We start from the raw sequence: 18,392 nt of genomic DNA, 5'->3' as shown, positions 1-18,392 counted from the left end.
CTATACGTAACAATTCTATTAGTATAGCATGTTCCTACTGCAATTCACCTTTTGCAATATAGCGATAAAAATGTGTTGTCGTTGTACCTACATATGGACTAAGCCACAGAAACCCTATTCCAAGAGTAAGAATCGCTAAAATAGCCCACCCTATGAAGCTAAGCCATAGAAGAAATAAATCTAGTTTATGTCCCTTCATAAGATTCTTACTTTCTTTCATCGCCTGTGAAACGCTATAATCTGGATTTTCAATCATCACATAATACGTCATCGCATAAGAAAAATACATCACAATCATTACAACAATCGAAATAGCTAATAGTACAAAGAAAGCAATCGTTAACGATACATTCCCTTCCTCACCAAAAAACGCGAAGATACCTAGTAACAACATCGGAATCCACGTACCTGTATATAACAAAATCGCAAGCATAGCCCACATTGTTTTCATCATTCTTTTAAAGCCGCGAAATCCTTCAAATAAATAATCTACTCTAGCATCTTCTCGTTTACTAATTTGTAGCAACACATTCGTATAACCGTACGATGTAATACCATAAGATGCATTACTCAAAATGATCATTATGCAATAAAAAATTCCAAATGTAATACCTGCCCCAATTGATATTGCTTCCTCTTCAAGTGATCCTGCTAAACCAGCAAATAAGAAAAATATAATAATTCCTGGAATTAAAAGTATAAGCATTGCAGCCATTGAAACAACATAACTTAAAATAATATGTAAAATCGTTGATCCAACACCTAGTCCCCATTTTCCCTTTAAAGAGTGCAACGCTTCTCGTTTCATTTCACCGATCATTTATTCATCTCCTTTATGAAATATAAATTATTGTATATTCTCTACTTATACAAACAATAATATAATTATACCAATTTTGTTAGTCTATTCCATCTATTAAATTGAGTTTCAGTTTCGACATTTAAATAAAACACAGCTATGCATGGCTAGATGCTCTCTCCTACTTAAAGAGAGACATTTTTTCCCTCCTTTAATTTGTAGCTATATAAAAAAGATAACCTGCAGTTCTTTTTATTTCTTGATCTTCACTTGGCTTGGGGCAGAAAAAAGCTCTGACCGCTTCTATGCATGGCTGGATGCTCTCTCCTACCTAAAAAAGAGGCTTTTTTTCCATCTAAATTTATAGCTATGTATAACAAAAAGATAACCTGCAGTTCCTTTTATTTCTTGATTTTCACTTGGCATGGGGCAGAAAAAGGCTCTGACCGCTTCTATGCATGGCTAGATTCTCTCTCCCACCTAAAAAGAGGCTTTTTTTCCCCTTTTTTAATTTATATCCATAACAAAAAATCCGTAAAGGCAAGAGCCCTTACGGATTTTTTTACTTCATATCAGAAACATTTAAACGGTTCACAGCACGCTGCAAGGCCATTTCTGCACGTCTAAAGTCAACATGTGCTTGTTTCTCTTGCATACGTTGCTCAGCGCGACGTTTCGATTCATTTGCACGATGGATGTCGATATGGTTTGCTTCTTCAGCAGATGATGATAATACAGTTACTTTATCTGGACGAACCTCGATAAAGCCACCGCTTACTGCTACATAATCAGTGTGCCCACCATGTTTCAGACGAACTGCACTAATTTTCAACGGTGCAACAGTTGGAATGTGACCTGGTAAGATCCCCATTTCCCCACTCTCTGCTTTTACACTTACCATTTCTACTTCTTTTTCGTAAACCGGTCCATCAGGAGTTACAATACTGACTGGAAATGTCTTCATAATGCGTCCCTCCTAAGGCCTTACGCCATCATTTTCTTCGCGTTTTCAATAACATCTTCAATGCTACCAACAAGACGGAATGCATCTTCTGGAAGGTCATCATATTTTCCTTCTAGAATTTCTTTGAAACCACTAACTGTATTTTTTACAGGTACGTAAGAACCTTTTTGACCTGTAAACTGCTCAGCTACGTGGAAGTTTTGAGATAAGAAGAATTGAATACGACGAGCACGATGTACAACTAACTTATCTTCTTCAGATAACTCATCCATACCTAAGATAGCGATGATATCTTGAAGCTCTTTATAACGTTGTAAAGTTTGCTGTACTTGACGAGCTACTCCATAATGCTCTTCTCCTACGATTTCTGGAGAAAGTGCACGAGATGTAGATGCTAATGGATCTACGGCTGGGTAAATACCCATTTGTGTTAAACGACGCTCTAAGTTTGTTGTTGCATCTAAGTGAGCGAACGTTGTAGCTGGTGCTGGATCCGTATAGTCATCGGCTGGTACATATACCGCTTGGATAGACGTGATAGATCCTTTATTTGTAGATGTAATACGCTCTTGTAATTGACCCATTTCTGTTGCAAGTGTTGGTTGGTAACCTACCGCAGATGGCATACGACCAAGAAGGGCAGATACTTCAGAACCTGCTTGCGTGAAACGGAAGATGTTATCGATGAACAATAGTACGTCTTGTCCTTGCTCATCACGGAAATGTTCAGCCATTGTTAAGCCTGTTAATGCAACACGTTGACGTGCTCCAGGTGGCTCGTTCATTTGTCCGAATACCATCGCAGTTTTCTTAATTACGCCAGAATCGCTCATTTCGTGGTATAAGTCGTTACCTTCACGAGTACGCTCACCTACACCAGCGAATACAGAGATACCACCGTGTTCTTGTGCGATGTTGTTAATTAATTCTTGAATTAATACTGTTTTACCTACACCGGCACCACCGAATAGACCGATCTTACCACCCTTAATGTAAGGAGCAAGTAAATCTACTACTTTAATACCAGTTTCAAGAATTTCTACTTTAGTAGATAACTCTTCGAATGCAGGCGCTTGACGGTGAATTGGATCACGACGTACATCGGCAGGAACTTCACCATCTAAGTCAATTGCATCACCTAATACGTTAAATACACGACCAAGTGTTGCATCACCAACTGGTACAGAGATTGCTTTACCAGTATCTTCTACTTCTGTGCCACGAACAAGTCCATCTGTGGAAGACATTGCAACTGTACGAACTGTTTCATCACCTAAATGAAGTGCAACTTCAAATGTTAAGTTAATGCTTGCTCCGTTTTCGTTGCTCTGTTTTACCGTAAGGGCGTTGTAGATTTCTGGTAGCTTTCCGCCATCAAACTTAACGTCTACAACCGGACCCATGATTTGCGTAACGCGCCCTTTATTCATCGGGTTCCCTCCTAGCTTTCTTTTAATTAGCCAGCTTTCTAAGAGAAGTCGGCTTTAAATTTTTATTAGTTTATAGCTTCCGCGACTCTCCTGTTCTGGACGAGCCGCTTCCACTTTTTATTGAATCTAGTTCCAGCGGCTAGAACAGTCGGTCATTTCGCGCCTTCCTGCGAGGCCAAAAGCGCCTCTTCGTCAGGAGCTCCAATGCCCTCTTGTTCTGGACGAGCCGCTTCCACTTTTTATTGAATCCAGCTCCAGCGGTTAGAATGTTCGGTGGCTTCGCTTTTTCCTGTGAGGCACAAATCGCCTCTACGTCAAAAGCTCCATCCCCCTCTCATTCTGAACGAACCGCCTACGCTTTTTAATACTATTCTAACGCTGCTACTCCACCAACGATTTCCGTAATTTCTTGCGTAATCGCTGCTTGTCGCGCACGGTTGAATGAAAGTGTAAGTGAATCGATAACTTCCATTGCGTTGTCTGTAGCACTCTTCATTGCTGTCATACGCGCCGCGTGCTCACTTGCTTTACCATCTAGTAATGCACCGTACACTAAGCTTTCTGCGTATTGTGGCAATAATACTTTTAAAATTTCTTCTTCAGAAGGTTCGAATTCATAAGCTGTCGTCGGTTTGTCAGACGTCACATCCGTAAGCGGTAAAATTTTATTCTCCGTTACTTCTTGTGAAATTTTACTTACATAATGATTGTAGTAAATGTACAGCTCATCATAAGCACCATCTGCGAACATCGCAATTGCTCGAGAAGCAATATCTTTAATATCAATAAATGATGGGTGGTCAGATAATCCAACTACTTCATCAATGATGTTAAAGCCGCGACGTTTTAAATAATCACGTCCTAGTCGTCCAAGCACAATAATTGAATATTGGTTTGAATCCATATTATGACGTTCACGAATTACGTTACTTACTGTACGTAATACGTTACTGTTATAACCACCTGCTAGTCCGCGATCAGATGTAATAACGATGTATCCTGTACGCTTTACAGGACGCGCATTTAGCATTGGATGATTAATCCCTTTACTTCCTTGCGCAATGCTCGCTACTACTTCTTGAATCTTTTCCATATACGGAACGAAAGATCTAGCATTTTGCTCTGCACGGTTTAACTTAGATGCAGATACCATCTCCATCGCTTTCGTAATTTGACTCGTTTTCTTTGTCGAGTTAATCTTCGCTTTTATATCGCGTAAAGATGCCACAGGTTTTCACCACCTTTTTTCCGGAAGTTGGCACGATTAGTAAGAATCCTCTTCCTAATCTACGTTGCAAGATATTCTTGCTCATGATTGAAGGAAAAGAATAGGTGCACCTACTCTTTTCCTTTACATAACCGTCAGCCATCTCAAAGTTTGAGATGCCTTTATATGATCTAGCTAAGCCACAGTCGACTTCACTTTTAATTATTATTCAGAAGCTACGAATACTTTTTTAAATCCGTTAATTGCTGCTGCAAATTTGTCGTCATCCGCAAGTTTCTTAGTTGTACGGATTTCTTCTAATAAGTCAGTCGCATTTGAATCTAACCAAGCATGGAATTCTTCTTCGAAACGAGTGATATCTACTACTGGGATATCATCTAGGAATCCACGTGTTAAAGCGTAAAGAATGATAACTTGTTTCTCTACACGTAACGGTTTGTGTAATCCTTGTTTTAATACCTCAACTGTACGAGCACCACGGTTTAATTTCGCTTGTGTTGCTTTATCAAGGTCAGAACCGAACTGAGCGAACGCTTCTAACTCACGGTAAGATGCAAGATCAAGACGAAGTGTACCAGATACTTTACTCATCGCTTTAATCTGAGCAGATCCACCAACACGAGATACAGAAGTACCCGCATCGATCGCTGGACGTACGCCAGAGAAGAATAGGTCAGATTGTAAGAAGATTTGTCCATCCGTAATAGAGATTACGTTTGTTGGGATGTAAGCTGATACGTCCCCTGCTTGTGTTTCGATGAAAGGTAGTGCAGTTAAAGAACCGCCGCCTCTTGCATCACTTAATTTTGCTGCACGCTCTAATAAGCGAGAATGTAAGTAGAATACATCCCCTGGATATGCTTCACGACCTGGAGGACGACGTAATAGTAATGAAAGCTCACGGTAAGCCGCTGCTTGTTTAGATAAGTCATCATATACTACTAATACGTGTTTACCATTGTACATGAACTCTTCACCCATTGTTACACCAGCATAAGCAGCTAGGTATAATAATGGAGCTGGTTGAGAAGCTGATGCAGTTACAACGATTGTGTAATCTAATGCACCGTGCTTACGTAGTGTTTCTACTACGTTACGTACTGTTGATTCTTTTTGTCCGATAGCTACATAGATACAAATCATATCTTCATCTTTTTGGTTAATGATCGTATCAAGTGCAACTGCTGTTTTACCTGTTTGGCGGTCACCGATGATTAACTCACGTTGACCACGACCAATTGGTACAAGAGCATCGATCGCTTTAATACCTGTTTGAAGTGGCTCATGAACAGATTTACGATCCATTACACCTGGTGCTGGACTTTCGATTGGACGAGTGTTTGTTGTATTGATTGGGCCTAAACCATCAACTGGTTGACCTAATGGGTTTACAACACGACCGATTAGTTCTTTTCCTACTGGTACTTGCATGATGCGACCAGTACGACGAACTTCGTCACCTTCACGGATTTCTGTGTAAGGTCCTAAAATAATGATACCTACGTTGTTTTCCTCTAAGTTTTGTGCTAGTCCCATAACGCCGTTAGAGAACTCTACAAGTTCACCAGCCATAACGTTATCAAGACCATGAGCACGCGCAATACCGTCACCAACTTGGATAACTGTACCAACATCACTAACTTCGATTTCAGACTGATAGTTCTCGATTTGTTGCTTTATCAGTGCGCTAATTTCTTCAGCTCTGATGCTCATGTGCTTCACCCCTATCTATTCTTCATTAATTCACGCTGAATACGTGCTAATTTTCCTTGTAAGCTTCCGTCGTAAATGCGATTTCCAATACGTACTTTAATGCCGCCTAGTAAATCTTCATCTACAACATTTTTCACGCGAATTGCATCTTTTCCTGTTTTTTTTGCAAATGCTTCTGCAATGTTAAGTTTTTCTTCTTCTGATAGAAGACGAATAGAATATACAGTTGCATCCGCTACGTTACGTTCTTCATTAGCAAGAACAACATATTCATCTGCAATTTCAGGTAGGATATCAATACGCTTGTTATCAATTAAAATATATAACGTATTTAAAATAGATTCAGAAACAGATGAGAATACGTTTGCAAGAAACGTTTTCTTCTGCTCTTTTGAAATGTTCGGTTGCGTTAAAAAGCTATGTAGTTCTCCGTTCTTTGTAAAAACGTTTTGTACAAGGCGTAATTCCTCTTCAAACATTTCCAATACGTGTTTTTCTTTTGCAATTTTGAAAAGAGCGACAGCATAACGTTTTGCTACAATCCCATTGCTCATCGCGCTTCTCCTACTTCTTTAATATAATCGCGAATTAACTTCACTTGATCTTCTTCTTTTAGTTCTTTTTCAATTACTTTAGAAGCAATTTGAACAGATAAAGAAGCGACTTGTTCTTGTAAAGCAGCAATCGCTTGCTCTTTTTCGCGTTGAATTTCTTGTACAGCAGATGTTTTAATTGATTCTGCTTCTTCTTTCGCAGCAGCAACAATAACATCCTTTTGATCTACAGCTTGTTTCTTCGCTCTTTCGATTAACTCTTGTGCTTCAACACGCGATTGTTTTAACATTTCACGTTGTTCTTCTACTAATTTCTTCGCTTCAGTATGATTTCTTTCTGCAGCGTCGATTTCATTAGTAACATGCTCTTCACGTTCTTTCATAATTCCCATTAAAGGACCCCACGCAAATTTGCGTAGCATTACTAATAGAAGTAAGAAAATGAACAATGTATAAGCAATCGTTCCAAATGGAATGGAAGCCCCTAATAATAAAGTTGGCACAAGGATTCACTCCCTTCAAAATATCTAAATTGATCATATGAAAAAAAAAGACATACGTTTCGTTCATAAAGCAATGGCGAAGAAAGTTCAAAAAACACTCTTCGCCATCTATGTAAGGGGAGTCTCCCTTATTTGTTCATTACGATGAAAGCAATAACTACACCGATGATTGGAAGTGCCTCAACTAATGCAACCCCGATGAACATAATTGTTTGAAGTGCGCCTTTTAATTCTGGTTGACGAGCAACACCTTCGATTGTACGTGATACGATAAGACCGTTACCAATACCTGCACCTAATGCTGATAAACCAATTGCAATTGCAGCTGCGATTACACCTAAACTCATTTAATTTGTCCTCCTTTGTATTATAAAAAAATAAATTTTTTCCTACTTAAATTATATTAATGGTCATGGCTTACTTTATGAGCCATATAAACCATCGTTAACATTACGAAAATAAATGACTGGATTGAACCAACGAATACGCTGAATCCCATCCATGCTAACATCGGTACAAGTGCACCTAATGCTCCTAAGAATGATGCCCCGCCTAACTTAGCAAGTAATCCTAATAAGATTTCACCTGCGTAAATGTTACCAAATAAACGAAGACCTAACGTTAATGTGTTAGCAAACTCCTCAATAACCTTTAATGGGAATAAGAATTTCATAGGTTGGAAATAACCTTTAGCATATTCTTTCGTACCCTTCATCTTAATTCCATAGTAATGGGTGAGGGTAACTACCATCACGGCTAATGTTAATGCAACTGCTGGATCAGACGTTGGTGATCTCCACCATGCAATATGTTCGCCAGCCTCAACTGTTGAATACATGAATGGTAAACCAAGGAAGTTCGATACGATGATAAACATGATAAGCGTAACGCCAAGCGTTAAGAAACGTCCACCTGTTTTCCAGTCCATCGTACTATTGATAATCCCTTTCACGAAGTCAAACACCCATTCCATGAAATTTTGCATTCCGGTTGGGCGAAGCGCTAAGCTGCGAGTTCCGATAACAGCGATTAAGAAAACAATAACTGCTGCTACAGTAACCATCATAACTGATGACAAATCGAACGTTAAACCTAGAAATTCAACTAATTTACCGTGTTCCACTAGTAATTCACCTCTCTTCCCTGCTCGTATACTCTAAATAAAGAAAATCTATGATCATGACAAGGTATCCTGTCAGCAATCCTACACCTAAGCCCCACATCGCAATTAACTCTTGATATTTGGCTGCAAATAAAATCAATAACCCAATCGTGGCGAATCTTGAATATGTACTTACCGCTGTTGCTTTAAATTTCACGTTTTCTCCATTTGTTACGCGATCTAATAGCTTGTCTGTTCTACGTGCAATGATGCGCAAACTAAGAAAACTGAAAATCGTTCCGATAATCAGTCCAAGAAATACATCCTTGTAAGAGGTAACTCCCCATCCTAGCACTAGAAGCGCAAGCAAGTAGTACATATATTTCTTTTGTCTTTGGACAAGTCCATGTACGTCTATCATCATTGCTCTCCCGAATAGTAATGTTGAATGAGTCGAATCATTGCGTATACCCCTGTTCCTAACCCGAGTAATAACCCTATAATAAGAAACAATGGAAACGTTCCAACCTTATTATCAATCCATTGCCCACCAAAGGTTCCAATAAGAATAGAACCAACTAACTGAGCAAGAATTCCTGACATTAAAGCATACGCTTTTATATGGCTGCGATCGTTTTTTTGCAAGGATTCATCCCTCCAATATGTAACCTCATTCACGATGTGTTAATAATAACTCATTTTTCTGCATAAATTCTATACAAAATAAAAAGTTTACATTTTCGTCACTGAATAGATGTATTTTTGTCACTGAAAGCCCTACCATCTATCCCCGTTGTTAGCATACAATAGGGTATTAACAGTGTCAACGAGAAATCGTAAAAAATCAAAAAATTTGAGTATTAGGCATTTCCTCCCAAAAATGAAAACGTTCCCCTTCTAAATACTGGTTAGAGATATGCAATTTCTAACAGTTCTCTCTTTATAATAGAAGAAAATGTTCACAAGTTTGTCACTATTATATTTTTAAGATATAGCGCTTTCCTTCCATAATATAGTGTCCCCGAGACGTAAGACTTCTATATTATATGTGATGTGTATATAACTTATGTTGTATATACCCTGTATATTTATCTCCCCCTCCCCCGTGCGCTGAGGGCGAAAAAAAACGAGAGGGGAATCCCCCTCTCGTCTGTTGTCTTACTTCGTTCCGAATAAACGGTCACCAGCATCACCAAGACCTGGAACTACATAACCATGGTCATTTAACTTCTCATCTAATGCTGCTATATAAATATCAACATCAGGATGCTCTTCCTGTACTACTTTTACTCCTTCTGGAGCAGCTACGATACACATTAATTTAATGTGCTTTGCACCGCGCTTTTTCAGAGAATTAATTGCTTCAGCCGCAGAACCACCTGTTGCTAGCATTGGGTCTAGTACGATAAAGTCACGCTCTTCTACATCCGTTGGAAGTTTCACATAGTATTCTACCGGTTGCAATGTTTCAGGGTCACGGTATAAACCAACGTGTCCTACTTTTGCTGCTGGAATTAATTTCAGAATTCCATCAACCATTCCTAAACCTGCACGTAAAATCGGAATTAAACCAAGTTTTTTACCAGCGATCACTTTTGTTGTCGCTTTGCTTACAGGCGTTTCAATTTCAATGTCTTTAAGTGGAAGGTCACGAGTAATCTCGAAAGCCATTAAGCTTGCTACTTCGTCCACTAATTCACGAAAATCTTTCGTACCTGTATTCTTATCGCGAATATATGTAATCTTATGTTGAATTAACGGGTGATCAAATACATACAGTTTTCCCATGTGAATCTCTCCTTTAGATGATATTCATGCGTTTACACGCTTTTTTACACTATTTACGATTGTAAAGAAAACGCTACTAATATTCAAGGGCAAATTTGGTAAAATCATGATTTTGCGATGAATCTATCTAGTATCTTTACCAATTATGGGAGCCGTATCCTTCATTATATCGCCAAAATTTATTCATCATTTGTATACATACTTTAAAAGCAATATATGTCCACAAAAAAAGACTACTAAAACAATTACGTTTCAGCAGTCTTTTTTAATCTATTATAGATTTGTATACATTGGGAATTTGCTCGTTAACGCTTCTACACGTTTGCGCGCTTCTTCTAGTTCAGCTTCATTCTCATGATTTTTTAATGTATGAGCAATAATTGCTGCAATCTCATCCATTTCTTCTGAACCGAAACCACGAGATGTTACCGCTGCTGTACCGATACGTACGCCGCTTGTTACAAATGGGCTTGCTGTTTCAAATGGAATCGTATTTTTATTCACTGTAATACCAACTTCATCTAATACGTGCTCTGCTACTTTACCTGTAATTTCTAAGTTACGAACATCAATTAAGATTAAATGATTGTCTGTTCCACCAGAAACAAGTGTAAGTCCTTCCTTTTGAAGGCCTTCAGCTAAACGATTCGCATTATCAATGATATGTTGTGCATATGTTTTAAAATCATCTTGTAGTGTCTCACCAAATGCAACAGCTTTTGCAGCAATTACATGCATAAGCGGGCCACCTTGAATACCAGGGAAGATTGATTTATCAATTTGTTTTGCAAATTGTTCTTCACATAAAATCATACCACCACGTGGGCCGCGTAATGTTTTATGTGTTGTTGTTGTAACGAAATGTGCATGTGGTACTGGATTTGGATGTAAACCAGCTGCTACTAAACCAGCGATATGTGCCATATCAACCATTAAGTATGCTCCCACTTCATCTGCAATCTCACGGAATCGTTTGAAATCGATAACACGAGGATATGCACTTGCACCTGCAACGATTAATTTTGGTTTATGTTCTTTCGCTTTTGCTAATACATCATCGTAATTAATACGATGAGATTCAGCATCCACGCCATATTCTACGAAATTATATTGTACTCCACTGAAGTTAACAGGGCTTCCGTGTGTTAAGTGACCACCATGAGATAAATTCATACCAAGTACTGTATCGCCTTGCTCTAAAATCGTGAAGTATACTGCCATGTTCGCTTGTGCACCAGAATGTGGTTGAACATTTACATGCTCTGCGCCAAAAATTTCTTTCGCGCGATCACGTGCGATATCTTCTACTACGTCTACGTGTTCACAACCACCATAGTAACGTTTTCCAGGATATCCTTCAGCATACTTATTCGTTAAAACAGAACCTTGCGCCTCCATTACTGCTTCACTTACGAAATTTTCCGAAGCAATTAACTCAATCTTTGAACGCTGCCTTCCTAGTTCTGCCTCAATTGCAGCAAATACCTTTTCATCTTGACGTTTTAAATGATTCACCAAAATCCCCCTTTTCTGAACGAATTACATCAATTCCCAATAGTTTTTTCTCATTTATTCAGAAAAAACGAAAATTCAGGTTGTAATTCTTTCGAACCTTCATGTTTTCAACTACATTCTAACATGACTTTCTATATCATAAAAGAAAAAAAAAGACCAAAATTGGTCTTTTCTTTCTTCTATTATAAAGTCAGACTACATACCTTTTACCTTTCGATATAAAGCTGTTATAAGACTTTATAATTTTTCATGTTTAACGACAAGGAATAGCTTCTTCATTTGCCGCATAAACAGCACGTGCTCCACCTATTAGTTTCCCACGTGTTTTCGCCATCGTTACATGCGCACTTCCTATTTCCTTCACACTTGTACGAACCGGTACAGCTACATGCTTTAAATGCATACCGATAAATGTATCGCCGATATCCATTCCTGCATCTGCTTTAATAAACTCAATTACTACCGGATCTTTAAAATTGTGATACGCATACGTCGCTAATGCACCACCTGCTGATCTAACAGGCGTAACTGTTACAATTTCAAATTGATATTTCATCGCTACATCTCTCTCAACTACTAAAGCACGATTTAAATGCTCGCAACATTGAAACGCCAATTCAATACCTGTTCGCTCTTGAAATTGTTTAAATTCAGAAAAAATCGCCTCTGCCACTTCCATCGTTCCTGATGTTCCAATTCTTTCACCTAGCACTTCGCTCGTGCTACACCCCACTACAAAAATTTGGCCTCTTTGCAGTGAAGCTTGTTCTTGGAAATCAGAAAGCGACATTTGCAGCTGTTCTCTTACCTTTACGATTTCTGTCATTACGCCTCTTCCTTTCACAGGTTGGTTCACCAAATTATATTTCATACTACTTATAGTTAGAATCTATTACTTTGTTTCGTACGTTTTAATTTTTCCTACGCGGTTTTCGTGACGGCCACCTTCATAGTCAGTTGTTAGCCAAATTTTTGCGATATCACGCGCTAGACCAGCTCCAATTACACGCTCGCCCATTGCTAACATGTTAGTGTCATTATGCTCTCTCGTCGCTTTCGCACTGAAAGTATCATGAACTAATGCACAACGAATACCATTTACTTTGTTTGCTGCGATTGACATACCAATGCCTGTCCCGCAAACTAAAATGCCACGATCCACTTTACCATTTGCGACCATTTCTGCTGCCGGAAACGCAAAATCAGGGTAATCAACAGAACCAGCTTCACATTCACAACCTAAATCAATATATTCAATATTTAACTCTTCTAATAAACTTACAAGTTCTTTACGGATATTCATACCGCCGTGATCAGATGCTACTACTACTTTCATTTTTACCCCTCCAAAGTTTCAATCAATTATCTTCATTTCACACTCGCTACCTTAATGGAACGAAGTGATCTCCAATATCGTATTATACACGAAACATCAACCTTCTGAATGTTTTTTCAGTAAAGTTTGTACAAGTTTTTCCATCTCTTCTAACGTTTCTTTATAAATAGAAAGCGATCCGCCAAATGGATCTGAAATATCCTTACTTACACCCTCAGTTAATCCATATAATGTATCCAATTTCTTTTCAACACTCGGATAATGCCCAAGTACAATTTGCTTATGGTTTTCCGTCATTGTTACTACAATATCCGCCCAATCAACTAAAGTATCGTTTACCTGCTGTGCAGCATGATCGATTACAATTCCTTTTTCAGCTAAAGCTTCCTTTACATGTACCGACGCATCGCTTCCAGGATAGGCAAAAACACCAGCAGATTGCACTTCAAATTCACCTTCTCCATAATGACGAAGCAAAGCCTCAGCCATCGGACTACGGCATGTATTCCCAGTGCAAACAAATAACACCCGTTTCATCTAAACCCACCCCTTTTTTTCTGTTTCCTACCATTTATCCTCGATTGGTGAAGGCTGATAATCAGCGGGGGATGAACACCCTCCACTGATTAAAGTTTCACTTTATCATAGCGTACATTAGAATAGAAAAAAAGAAATGTGAATATACGAAAGGCGCATTTCTCTTATATTTTTTCTAAGAAAAATGCGCCTTATCCACATATATGTGAAACCCTATTTCCAAGCGCCCAAAGTATTTACCATACATAATGAACACACTACGAAACAAAATAAGGAATCCATTTCATACGAAACAGATTCCTTTCATACAATAATTATTTCATTGTAACTTTCATTACTTCTGTTGAACCTTTTGTAGCTGTTACACCTACAGTTGTCTTAATAGACTCAGCTGCATCTGTGTTTGTAATAACGATTGGAGTAATTGTGCTTTTCGCTTTTTCACGAATTAATTCTAAGTCGAATGAGATTAATTTATCTCCAGCTTTTACAGCTTGTCCTTCAGAAACGTGAGCTTCGAAACCTTCACCTTCCATTTTTACAGTTTCTAATCCAACGTGGATTAAAATTTCTGTACCATTTTTTGCTTTAATTCCAATAGCATGTTTCGTGTGGAATAATTGTACGATTTCACCATCAACTGGAGACACAACTACACCTTCAGTAGGATCGATTGCAACACCGTCACCCATCATACGACCAGCGAATACTGGATCTGGTACTTCTTCAATATTTTTCACCGCTCCAGTTAATGGAGCTACGATTGTTTCTTCATTTGTTTTTGAACCAAAACCGAATAATTTTTTAAACATAGGATAGTCCTCCTTATAATTTACCTAAAAGTTTATAGGGCAATCTCTATTCAAGATCGAAATACACGTAAGACTTCATACTTCGAATGTTATACTGTAAAAACGCTTTCGAAATAAATCATGTCATTACTACTAGACCCTTATTGTAGCGCCTCACAAAATCCCAGTCAATTCTGATTGTCTGAATAACAATAAGAAGTTAACTTCTACTTATATTTTCTCCTTTTTTTACTTACTTGTCTAGAGGTCTTTACTACATTTTATTTTTTGTTGTTAATTTGTAAAATTTCTTTCAAATTTTTGTCGGAATTCACTTGACTAAAGTAAGTAACTATTTTATTATTACTTACATAAGATAAGTTAATAACTTTTAGGGGGTTTTTGAAATGATGGATATCGGTCTTCTTATTATTCGTCTTATTATAGGAATTACATTCATGGGTCATGGTGCTCAAAAATTATTCGGTTGGTTTGGTGGCTACGGGCTGAAAGGAACAGGTGGCTGGATGGAATCAATCGGTTTACGCCCTGGTGTATTTATGGCATTTATGGCTGGCGCAACTGAACTATTAGGTGGTTTCTTATTCGCAGCAGGTATTTTCACTGTAGTTGGTTCATTATTTATCGTAGGAACAATGTTAGTAGCAATTTTCACAGTTCACGGAAAAAATGGTTACTGGGTAACACAAAACGGATTCGAATATAATTTAATGTTAATCGCTGTCGCTATCGGTGTAGCTTTAATTGGACCTGGCGCTTACGTTTTACTTTAATATTTATCTCTATTTCAAGATATTCACCAAAAAAGAGATTACTTCAGTACAATCGAGGTAATCTCTTTTTTTTACATCATCAAAAAAATATTATTTTCAGCAGGAGATTCCCATTGATATCTTGTAAAGGAACAATAAGTATTCATATTTAGAAAGGGGATTACAACATGTTATCCATTAATCCAAACGAACAAACTGAAAAAGATAATTACAAATTACTAACAGGAAGTATCATTCCACGTCCTGTTGCATTCGTTACTTCTGTAACTAAAGATGGCGTATTGAACGGTGCGCCATATAGTTATTTCAATATCGTCGCTGCCAATCCACCACTTATCTCGGTTTCCGTACAACGCAAAGAAGGAAAACCGAAAGACACTTCCCGAAACGCAATCGAAAAAGGGGAATTTGTCGTACATATTTCTGATGAATCTTACGTAGAAGCGATCAATGAAACAGCAGCCAACCTACCTCCTAATGAAAGTGAAATCGAATTAGCAAAACTAACACCAATCGACAGTGATGTCATTTCAGTACCAGGGGTAAAAGAAGCAAACATTCGAATGGAATGCGTATTAGAACGCGCTATCCCGCTCGGCGGAACCGAAGACTCACCAGCTTGTGATCTACTAATTGGCCGCGTCGTTCGCTTCCACGTCGCAGAACACTTATACGAAAACGGCCGAATTCACGCCGAAGAACTAAAACCAATAAGCCGCCTAGCAGGACACAACTACGCAAAACTAGGAGAACAATTTGAATTAGTGAGGCCTATTTAAAAGTGGAAGCGGCTCGCTCAGAATCGCAGGACACTTCAAGCTCTCGACCTTGAAGCGTTTTTTGCTTCGAGCGAGAGAGCGAAATGACCGGAGATTCTAGCCGCTGGAGCTGGATATCCCCTAAAAGCGGAACCGACTGCCCAGGCCCGGTGGCTAAGGTTCTTCCTCACAGAAGATGCTTTTTATCTTCTCGTGGGGAAGGTTCTTAGACTCAAGGGTCTAGGAGGTGGAGCTGGATAACAACTAAAAACGCAACCGGCTCGTTCAGATTCATAGGGCATTAGAGTCTTTCATCACTCAAACATAACCCCCCCCCGCTGAAAGCGGGGGATTTTTTATCGTAATTCTTCGTTCTTCTCCTCTAATGCCGGGAATTTCTCTTTTTTAGATCTACCCAGCTTTATTACAAAGAAATATAAGGAAAGTAACGTAATAAGGAAAACAATTAAAAATGGATACGGTGAATAAAATGCACGCGCCGCCTCCGATTTTCCTGCAACAAATTTTAATGATTCGATATCTAAAAACTCAGCAAACATTTGTACACCGAGCATACTGAACCAAAAAACAAAAAAACTAATAATAATACCAAAAACTTGCTTCAATCTCGTCATTCATCTCATCCTTTCTATATTTGTAATTTTTTAGTGTGATCAATATAGTACAAACGAAACTATGCACAGAAAGGAACTATCTCAACATTCACGAATTAACTTAATCCAACCTAACATCGAAATTTGCAAAATAACACCCAATATTATAAGTCTTCTTAGCCATCGAGGAAAGAAGGTTAAAAGCTTAACATACCATTCCAATAGCTTGTTCATAATTCCCTCCTACATAAAATTATATAGGAAAAAGGAGATACAATCCAAACCCAACAAGAATAATACCACCTACTATTTCACCGTATGTGCCAAGCATATTTTTGGCATGGCTACCAAGCAATAAACCCATCCAAGCTAGTAACATACTTATTAATCCGAACAGTAATATCGTAATAATTGTCTCTGCTCCGTAAATTCCAAGACTAAGACCTACTGAAAAACTATCTATACTGACACCAAATGCAAATACAAATAAACTAATTCCAATTGGAGCAGTTCTAGTCTCTTCCCCTTCTAAAACAGACGAATATACGATATAAAACCCTAGTCCAATTAATAAAATAGCTCCTGCAAAATTCGCGAAATCCCCATACCTCTCTGATAGAAAACGTCCTAGTACCATTCCGATAAATGGCATAATAATATGAAATATCCCTATCGTCATACCGATATAAAGGATTTGTCTTAACTTTAATGTTACCATCCCCATACCGAGGCTCACTGAAAATGCATCCATCCCCAGGGCGAATGCCATAATTATTAAAGGTATTAATTGTTCAAGTGTCATTCATATCCCCCCTCGGACGTGCTACTTCACAATATGCTTATCCGAGGAGAAATATTCTGTTTGCTAAAGGTACATTATCACTCAATAATAATCTGATGTCCCGCAGCTTTTGTTAAACGATTCATAATTGCATTTCCTATGCCTTCATTCGGGAATGATTCACTAAAAATAACATCTACTTCACTTGCATCAAACGTTCTAAGCACATCATATAACTTAGTCGCAACGCTGGCTAAATCGCTTCGCACACCACAAGACAATACAACATCTGCACTATACACATGCTGATACTCTTCTGTCGTTAATACACCTACTTTAAACCCTTCTTTCTTCTTCTCATCTACAATACGTTGAATAAACTCACGGGACCCTTCAACAATACTAAGTGGCGCTTTCGGTGCATAATGTGTATATTTCATTCCAGGTGATTTCGGTTTTTCTTTCTCATCCTTTAAAGCTGGATCTAAAGAAACATTTCCTATCACTGCTTCTAATTGCTCCTTCGTAATCCCACCTGGACGTAAAATCGTGGGAACCTCGCTCGTACAATCAATTACAGTTGACTCAACGCCTACTCCTGTTGCCCCGCCATCAACAATACCAGCAATTTTCCCGTTTAAATCTTCATACACATGAGAAGCTAACGTTGGACTTGGGCGTCCTGAACGATTCGCACTTGGTGCCGCAACAGGCACGTTTGCCTCTTCAATAAGAGCGAGCGCTACTGGATGATCCGGCATCCTCACTCCGACTGTATTAAGTCCGGCCGTAACCCTCTCTGAAATCCCTTTTTTTCTCGGTAAAATGATTGTTAGTGGTCCTGGCCAAAAATGCTCCATTAACTTTTCTGCAACCGGCGGAATTTCTCTTACGATACCATCTAACTGAGATTTTGTTCCTATGTGGACAATCAGTGGATTATCGCTCGGTCTCCCTTTCGCTTCAAAAATTTTCGCTATCGCTTCATCATCCATTGCGTTTGCTCCTAACCCATATACCGTTTCCGTTGGGAAGGCCACTGCTTCATTTTCTCTTAATAATCTCGCTGCTTCTTTTAATTGTGGATAATATTTTTTTCTTTCCACAACATTATCCACAACCCACATATTTGTATGCATTTTTTCCCACGTCCTTTTCTACCATGAAATACTTGTCTATTTTTAG

23 protein-coding genes are annotated in these 18,392 nt (G+C 38.5%); 2 read left to right on the top strand and 21 right to left on the bottom strand.

The genetic code is table 11. The annotated features are described in order from the left end of the window. Positions 1 to 34: 34 nt before the first annotated feature. The 18 genes from ACE38F_RS02575 to ACE38F_RS02490 all read right to left on the bottom strand — a co-directional run bounded on the left by ACE38F_RS02575 (position 35) and on the right by ACE38F_RS02490 (position 14,281). Positions 35 to 820, bottom strand: a complete 786-nt coding sequence (locus tag ACE38F_RS02575) for a DUF975 family protein (RefSeq protein WP_375371190.1) — start codon at positions 818 to 820, stop codon at positions 35 to 37. Between the two features lie 541 nt (positions 821 to 1,361). Then, positions 1,362 to 1,763 carry a F0F1 ATP synthase subunit epsilon gene (atpC, locus tag ACE38F_RS02570; RefSeq protein ID WP_215554806.1) on the bottom strand — a complete coding sequence of 134 codons (402 nt, stop codon included), beginning with the start codon at positions 1,761 to 1,763 and terminating at the stop codon, positions 1,362 to 1,364. Between the two features lie 20 nt (positions 1,764 to 1,783). After that, on the bottom strand, positions 1,784 to 3,193 hold the full coding sequence (gene atpD / locus ACE38F_RS02565) for a F0F1 ATP synthase subunit beta (protein WP_341308162.1): 1,410 nt from the start codon (positions 3,191 to 3,193) through the stop codon (positions 1,784 to 1,786). Positions 3,194 to 3,560: 367 nt separating this feature from the next. Next, on the bottom strand, positions 3,561 to 4,421 hold the full coding sequence (gene atpG / locus ACE38F_RS02560; RefSeq protein WP_215554808.1) for a F0F1 ATP synthase subunit gamma: 861 nt from the start codon (positions 4,419 to 4,421) through the stop codon (positions 3,561 to 3,563). Between the two features lie 204 nt (positions 4,422 to 4,625). After that, positions 4,626 to 6,134: a F0F1 ATP synthase subunit alpha gene (gene atpA, locus ACE38F_RS02555; RefSeq protein ID WP_000027511.1), complete on the bottom strand. Its 1,509-nt coding sequence runs from the start codon at positions 6,132 to 6,134 to the stop codon at positions 4,626 to 4,628. A gap of 11 nt (positions 6,135 to 6,145) precedes the next feature. After that, positions 6,146 to 6,688 carry a F0F1 ATP synthase subunit delta gene (atpH, locus tag ACE38F_RS02550; protein WP_215554809.1) on the bottom strand — a complete coding sequence of 181 codons (543 nt, stop codon included), beginning with the start codon at positions 6,686 to 6,688 and terminating at the stop codon, positions 6,146 to 6,148. Further along, a complete protein-coding gene (gene atpF, locus ACE38F_RS02545) occupies positions 6,685 to 7,191 on the bottom strand; it encodes a F0F1 ATP synthase subunit B (RefSeq protein ID WP_215554810.1) in 507 nt (168 codons plus the stop codon). The genes atpH and atpF overlap by 4 nt, the downstream gene beginning before the upstream one ends. 128 nt (positions 7,192 to 7,319) lie before the next feature. Beyond that, positions 7,320 to 7,538 carry a F0F1 ATP synthase subunit C gene (gene atpE, locus ACE38F_RS02540; protein ID WP_000052064.1) on the bottom strand — a complete coding sequence of 73 codons (219 nt, stop codon included), beginning with the start codon at positions 7,536 to 7,538 and terminating at the stop codon, positions 7,320 to 7,322. Between the two features lie 56 nt (positions 7,539 to 7,594). Then, on the bottom strand, positions 7,595 to 8,314 hold the full coding sequence (gene atpB / locus ACE38F_RS02535; RefSeq protein WP_002089740.1) for a F0F1 ATP synthase subunit A: 720 nt from the start codon (positions 8,312 to 8,314) through the stop codon (positions 7,595 to 7,597). A 7-nt stretch (positions 8,315 to 8,321) separates the two neighbouring features. Then, entirely contained in the window at positions 8,322 to 8,714 is a 393-nt protein-coding gene (locus ACE38F_RS02530) for an ATP synthase subunit I (protein ID WP_002089741.1), read from the bottom strand. Further along, positions 8,714 to 8,938 (bottom strand): AtpZ/AtpI family protein, encoded by a 225-nt coding sequence (locus ACE38F_RS02525; RefSeq protein ID WP_375371191.1) that lies wholly within the window; start codon positions 8,936 to 8,938, stop codon positions 8,714 to 8,716. The genes ACE38F_RS02530 and ACE38F_RS02525 overlap by 1 nt, the downstream gene beginning before the upstream one ends. Before the next feature lie 25 nt (positions 8,939 to 8,963). Next, the gene (locus tag ACE38F_RS02520; RefSeq protein WP_080019095.1) at positions 8,964 to 9,077 is read right to left on the bottom strand and encodes a DUF4024 domain-containing protein; all 114 of its coding nucleotides are present in this window, start codon (positions 9,075 to 9,077) and stop codon (positions 8,964 to 8,966) included. A 374-nt stretch (positions 9,078 to 9,451) separates the two neighbouring features. Beyond that, positions 9,452 to 10,081 carry a uracil phosphoribosyltransferase gene (upp, locus tag ACE38F_RS02515; protein WP_002113046.1) on the bottom strand — a complete coding sequence of 210 codons (630 nt, stop codon included), beginning with the start codon at positions 10,079 to 10,081 and terminating at the stop codon, positions 9,452 to 9,454. Positions 10,082 to 10,354: 273 nt separating this feature from the next. Beyond that, the gene (gene glyA / locus ACE38F_RS02510) at positions 10,355 to 11,596 is read right to left on the bottom strand and encodes a serine hydroxymethyltransferase (protein ID WP_375371192.1); all 1,242 of its coding nucleotides are present in this window, start codon (positions 11,594 to 11,596) and stop codon (positions 10,355 to 10,357) included. Between the two features lie 253 nt (positions 11,597 to 11,849). Further along, positions 11,850 to 12,422, bottom strand: coding sequence for a TIGR01440 family protein (locus tag ACE38F_RS02505; RefSeq protein WP_002159780.1), 573 nt, complete (start codon positions 12,420 to 12,422; stop codon positions 11,850 to 11,852). Between the two features lie 66 nt (positions 12,423 to 12,488). Beyond that, the gene (gene rpiB, locus ACE38F_RS02500) at positions 12,489 to 12,932 is read right to left on the bottom strand and encodes a ribose 5-phosphate isomerase B (RefSeq protein ID WP_215554812.1); all 444 of its coding nucleotides are present in this window, start codon (positions 12,930 to 12,932) and stop codon (positions 12,489 to 12,491) included. A gap of 96 nt (positions 12,933 to 13,028) precedes the next feature. Continuing rightward, entirely contained in the window at positions 13,029 to 13,469 is a 441-nt protein-coding gene (locus tag ACE38F_RS02495) for a low molecular weight protein arginine phosphatase (RefSeq protein WP_215554813.1), read from the bottom strand. A gap of 314 nt (positions 13,470 to 13,783) precedes the next feature. Continuing rightward, a complete protein-coding gene (locus ACE38F_RS02490) occupies positions 13,784 to 14,281 on the bottom strand; it encodes a PTS sugar transporter subunit IIA (protein ID WP_002016294.1) in 498 nt (165 codons plus the stop codon). A gap of 386 nt (positions 14,282 to 14,667) precedes the next feature. Between ACE38F_RS02490 and ACE38F_RS02485 the strand changes: the two genes are divergently transcribed. Then, positions 14,668 to 15,054, top strand: coding sequence for a DoxX family protein (locus ACE38F_RS02485; RefSeq protein ID WP_002068579.1), 387 nt, complete (start codon positions 14,668 to 14,670; stop codon positions 15,052 to 15,054). Positions 15,055 to 15,221: 167 nt separating this feature from the next. Continuing rightward, complete coding sequence (locus ACE38F_RS02480; RefSeq protein WP_016106716.1) at positions 15,222 to 15,833, top strand: flavin reductase family protein; 612 nt, start codon at positions 15,222 to 15,224, stop codon at positions 15,831 to 15,833. Positions 15,834 to 16,168: 335 nt separating this feature from the next. On the opposite strand, the gene ACE38F_RS02475 is transcribed toward ACE38F_RS02480, so the two are convergent. The 3 genes from ACE38F_RS02475 to ACE38F_RS02465 form a co-directional block, all read right to left on the bottom strand. After that, complete coding sequence (locus tag ACE38F_RS02475; protein WP_341308167.1) at positions 16,169 to 16,447, bottom strand: DUF3935 domain-containing protein; 279 nt, start codon at positions 16,445 to 16,447, stop codon at positions 16,169 to 16,171. A gap of 232 nt (positions 16,448 to 16,679) precedes the next feature. Next, entirely contained in the window at positions 16,680 to 17,228 is a 549-nt protein-coding gene (locus tag ACE38F_RS02470) for a manganese efflux pump MntP (RefSeq protein WP_215554814.1), read from the bottom strand. Positions 17,229 to 17,305: 77 nt separating this feature from the next. Continuing rightward, complete coding sequence (locus tag ACE38F_RS02465) at positions 17,306 to 18,346, bottom strand: L-threonylcarbamoyladenylate synthase (protein ID WP_002016299.1); 1,041 nt, start codon at positions 18,344 to 18,346, stop codon at positions 17,306 to 17,308. Positions 18,347 to 18,392 lie beyond the last annotated feature (46 nt).

This window comes from Bacillus altaicus (assembly GCF_042136375.2).
Classification (GTDB): Bacteria; Bacillota; Bacilli; order Bacillales; family Bacillaceae_G; genus Bacillus_A; species Bacillus_A cereus_U.
The sequence above is the reverse complement of the archived record's forward strand: the minus strand, read 5'-3'. Positions and strand labels throughout refer to the sequence as shown.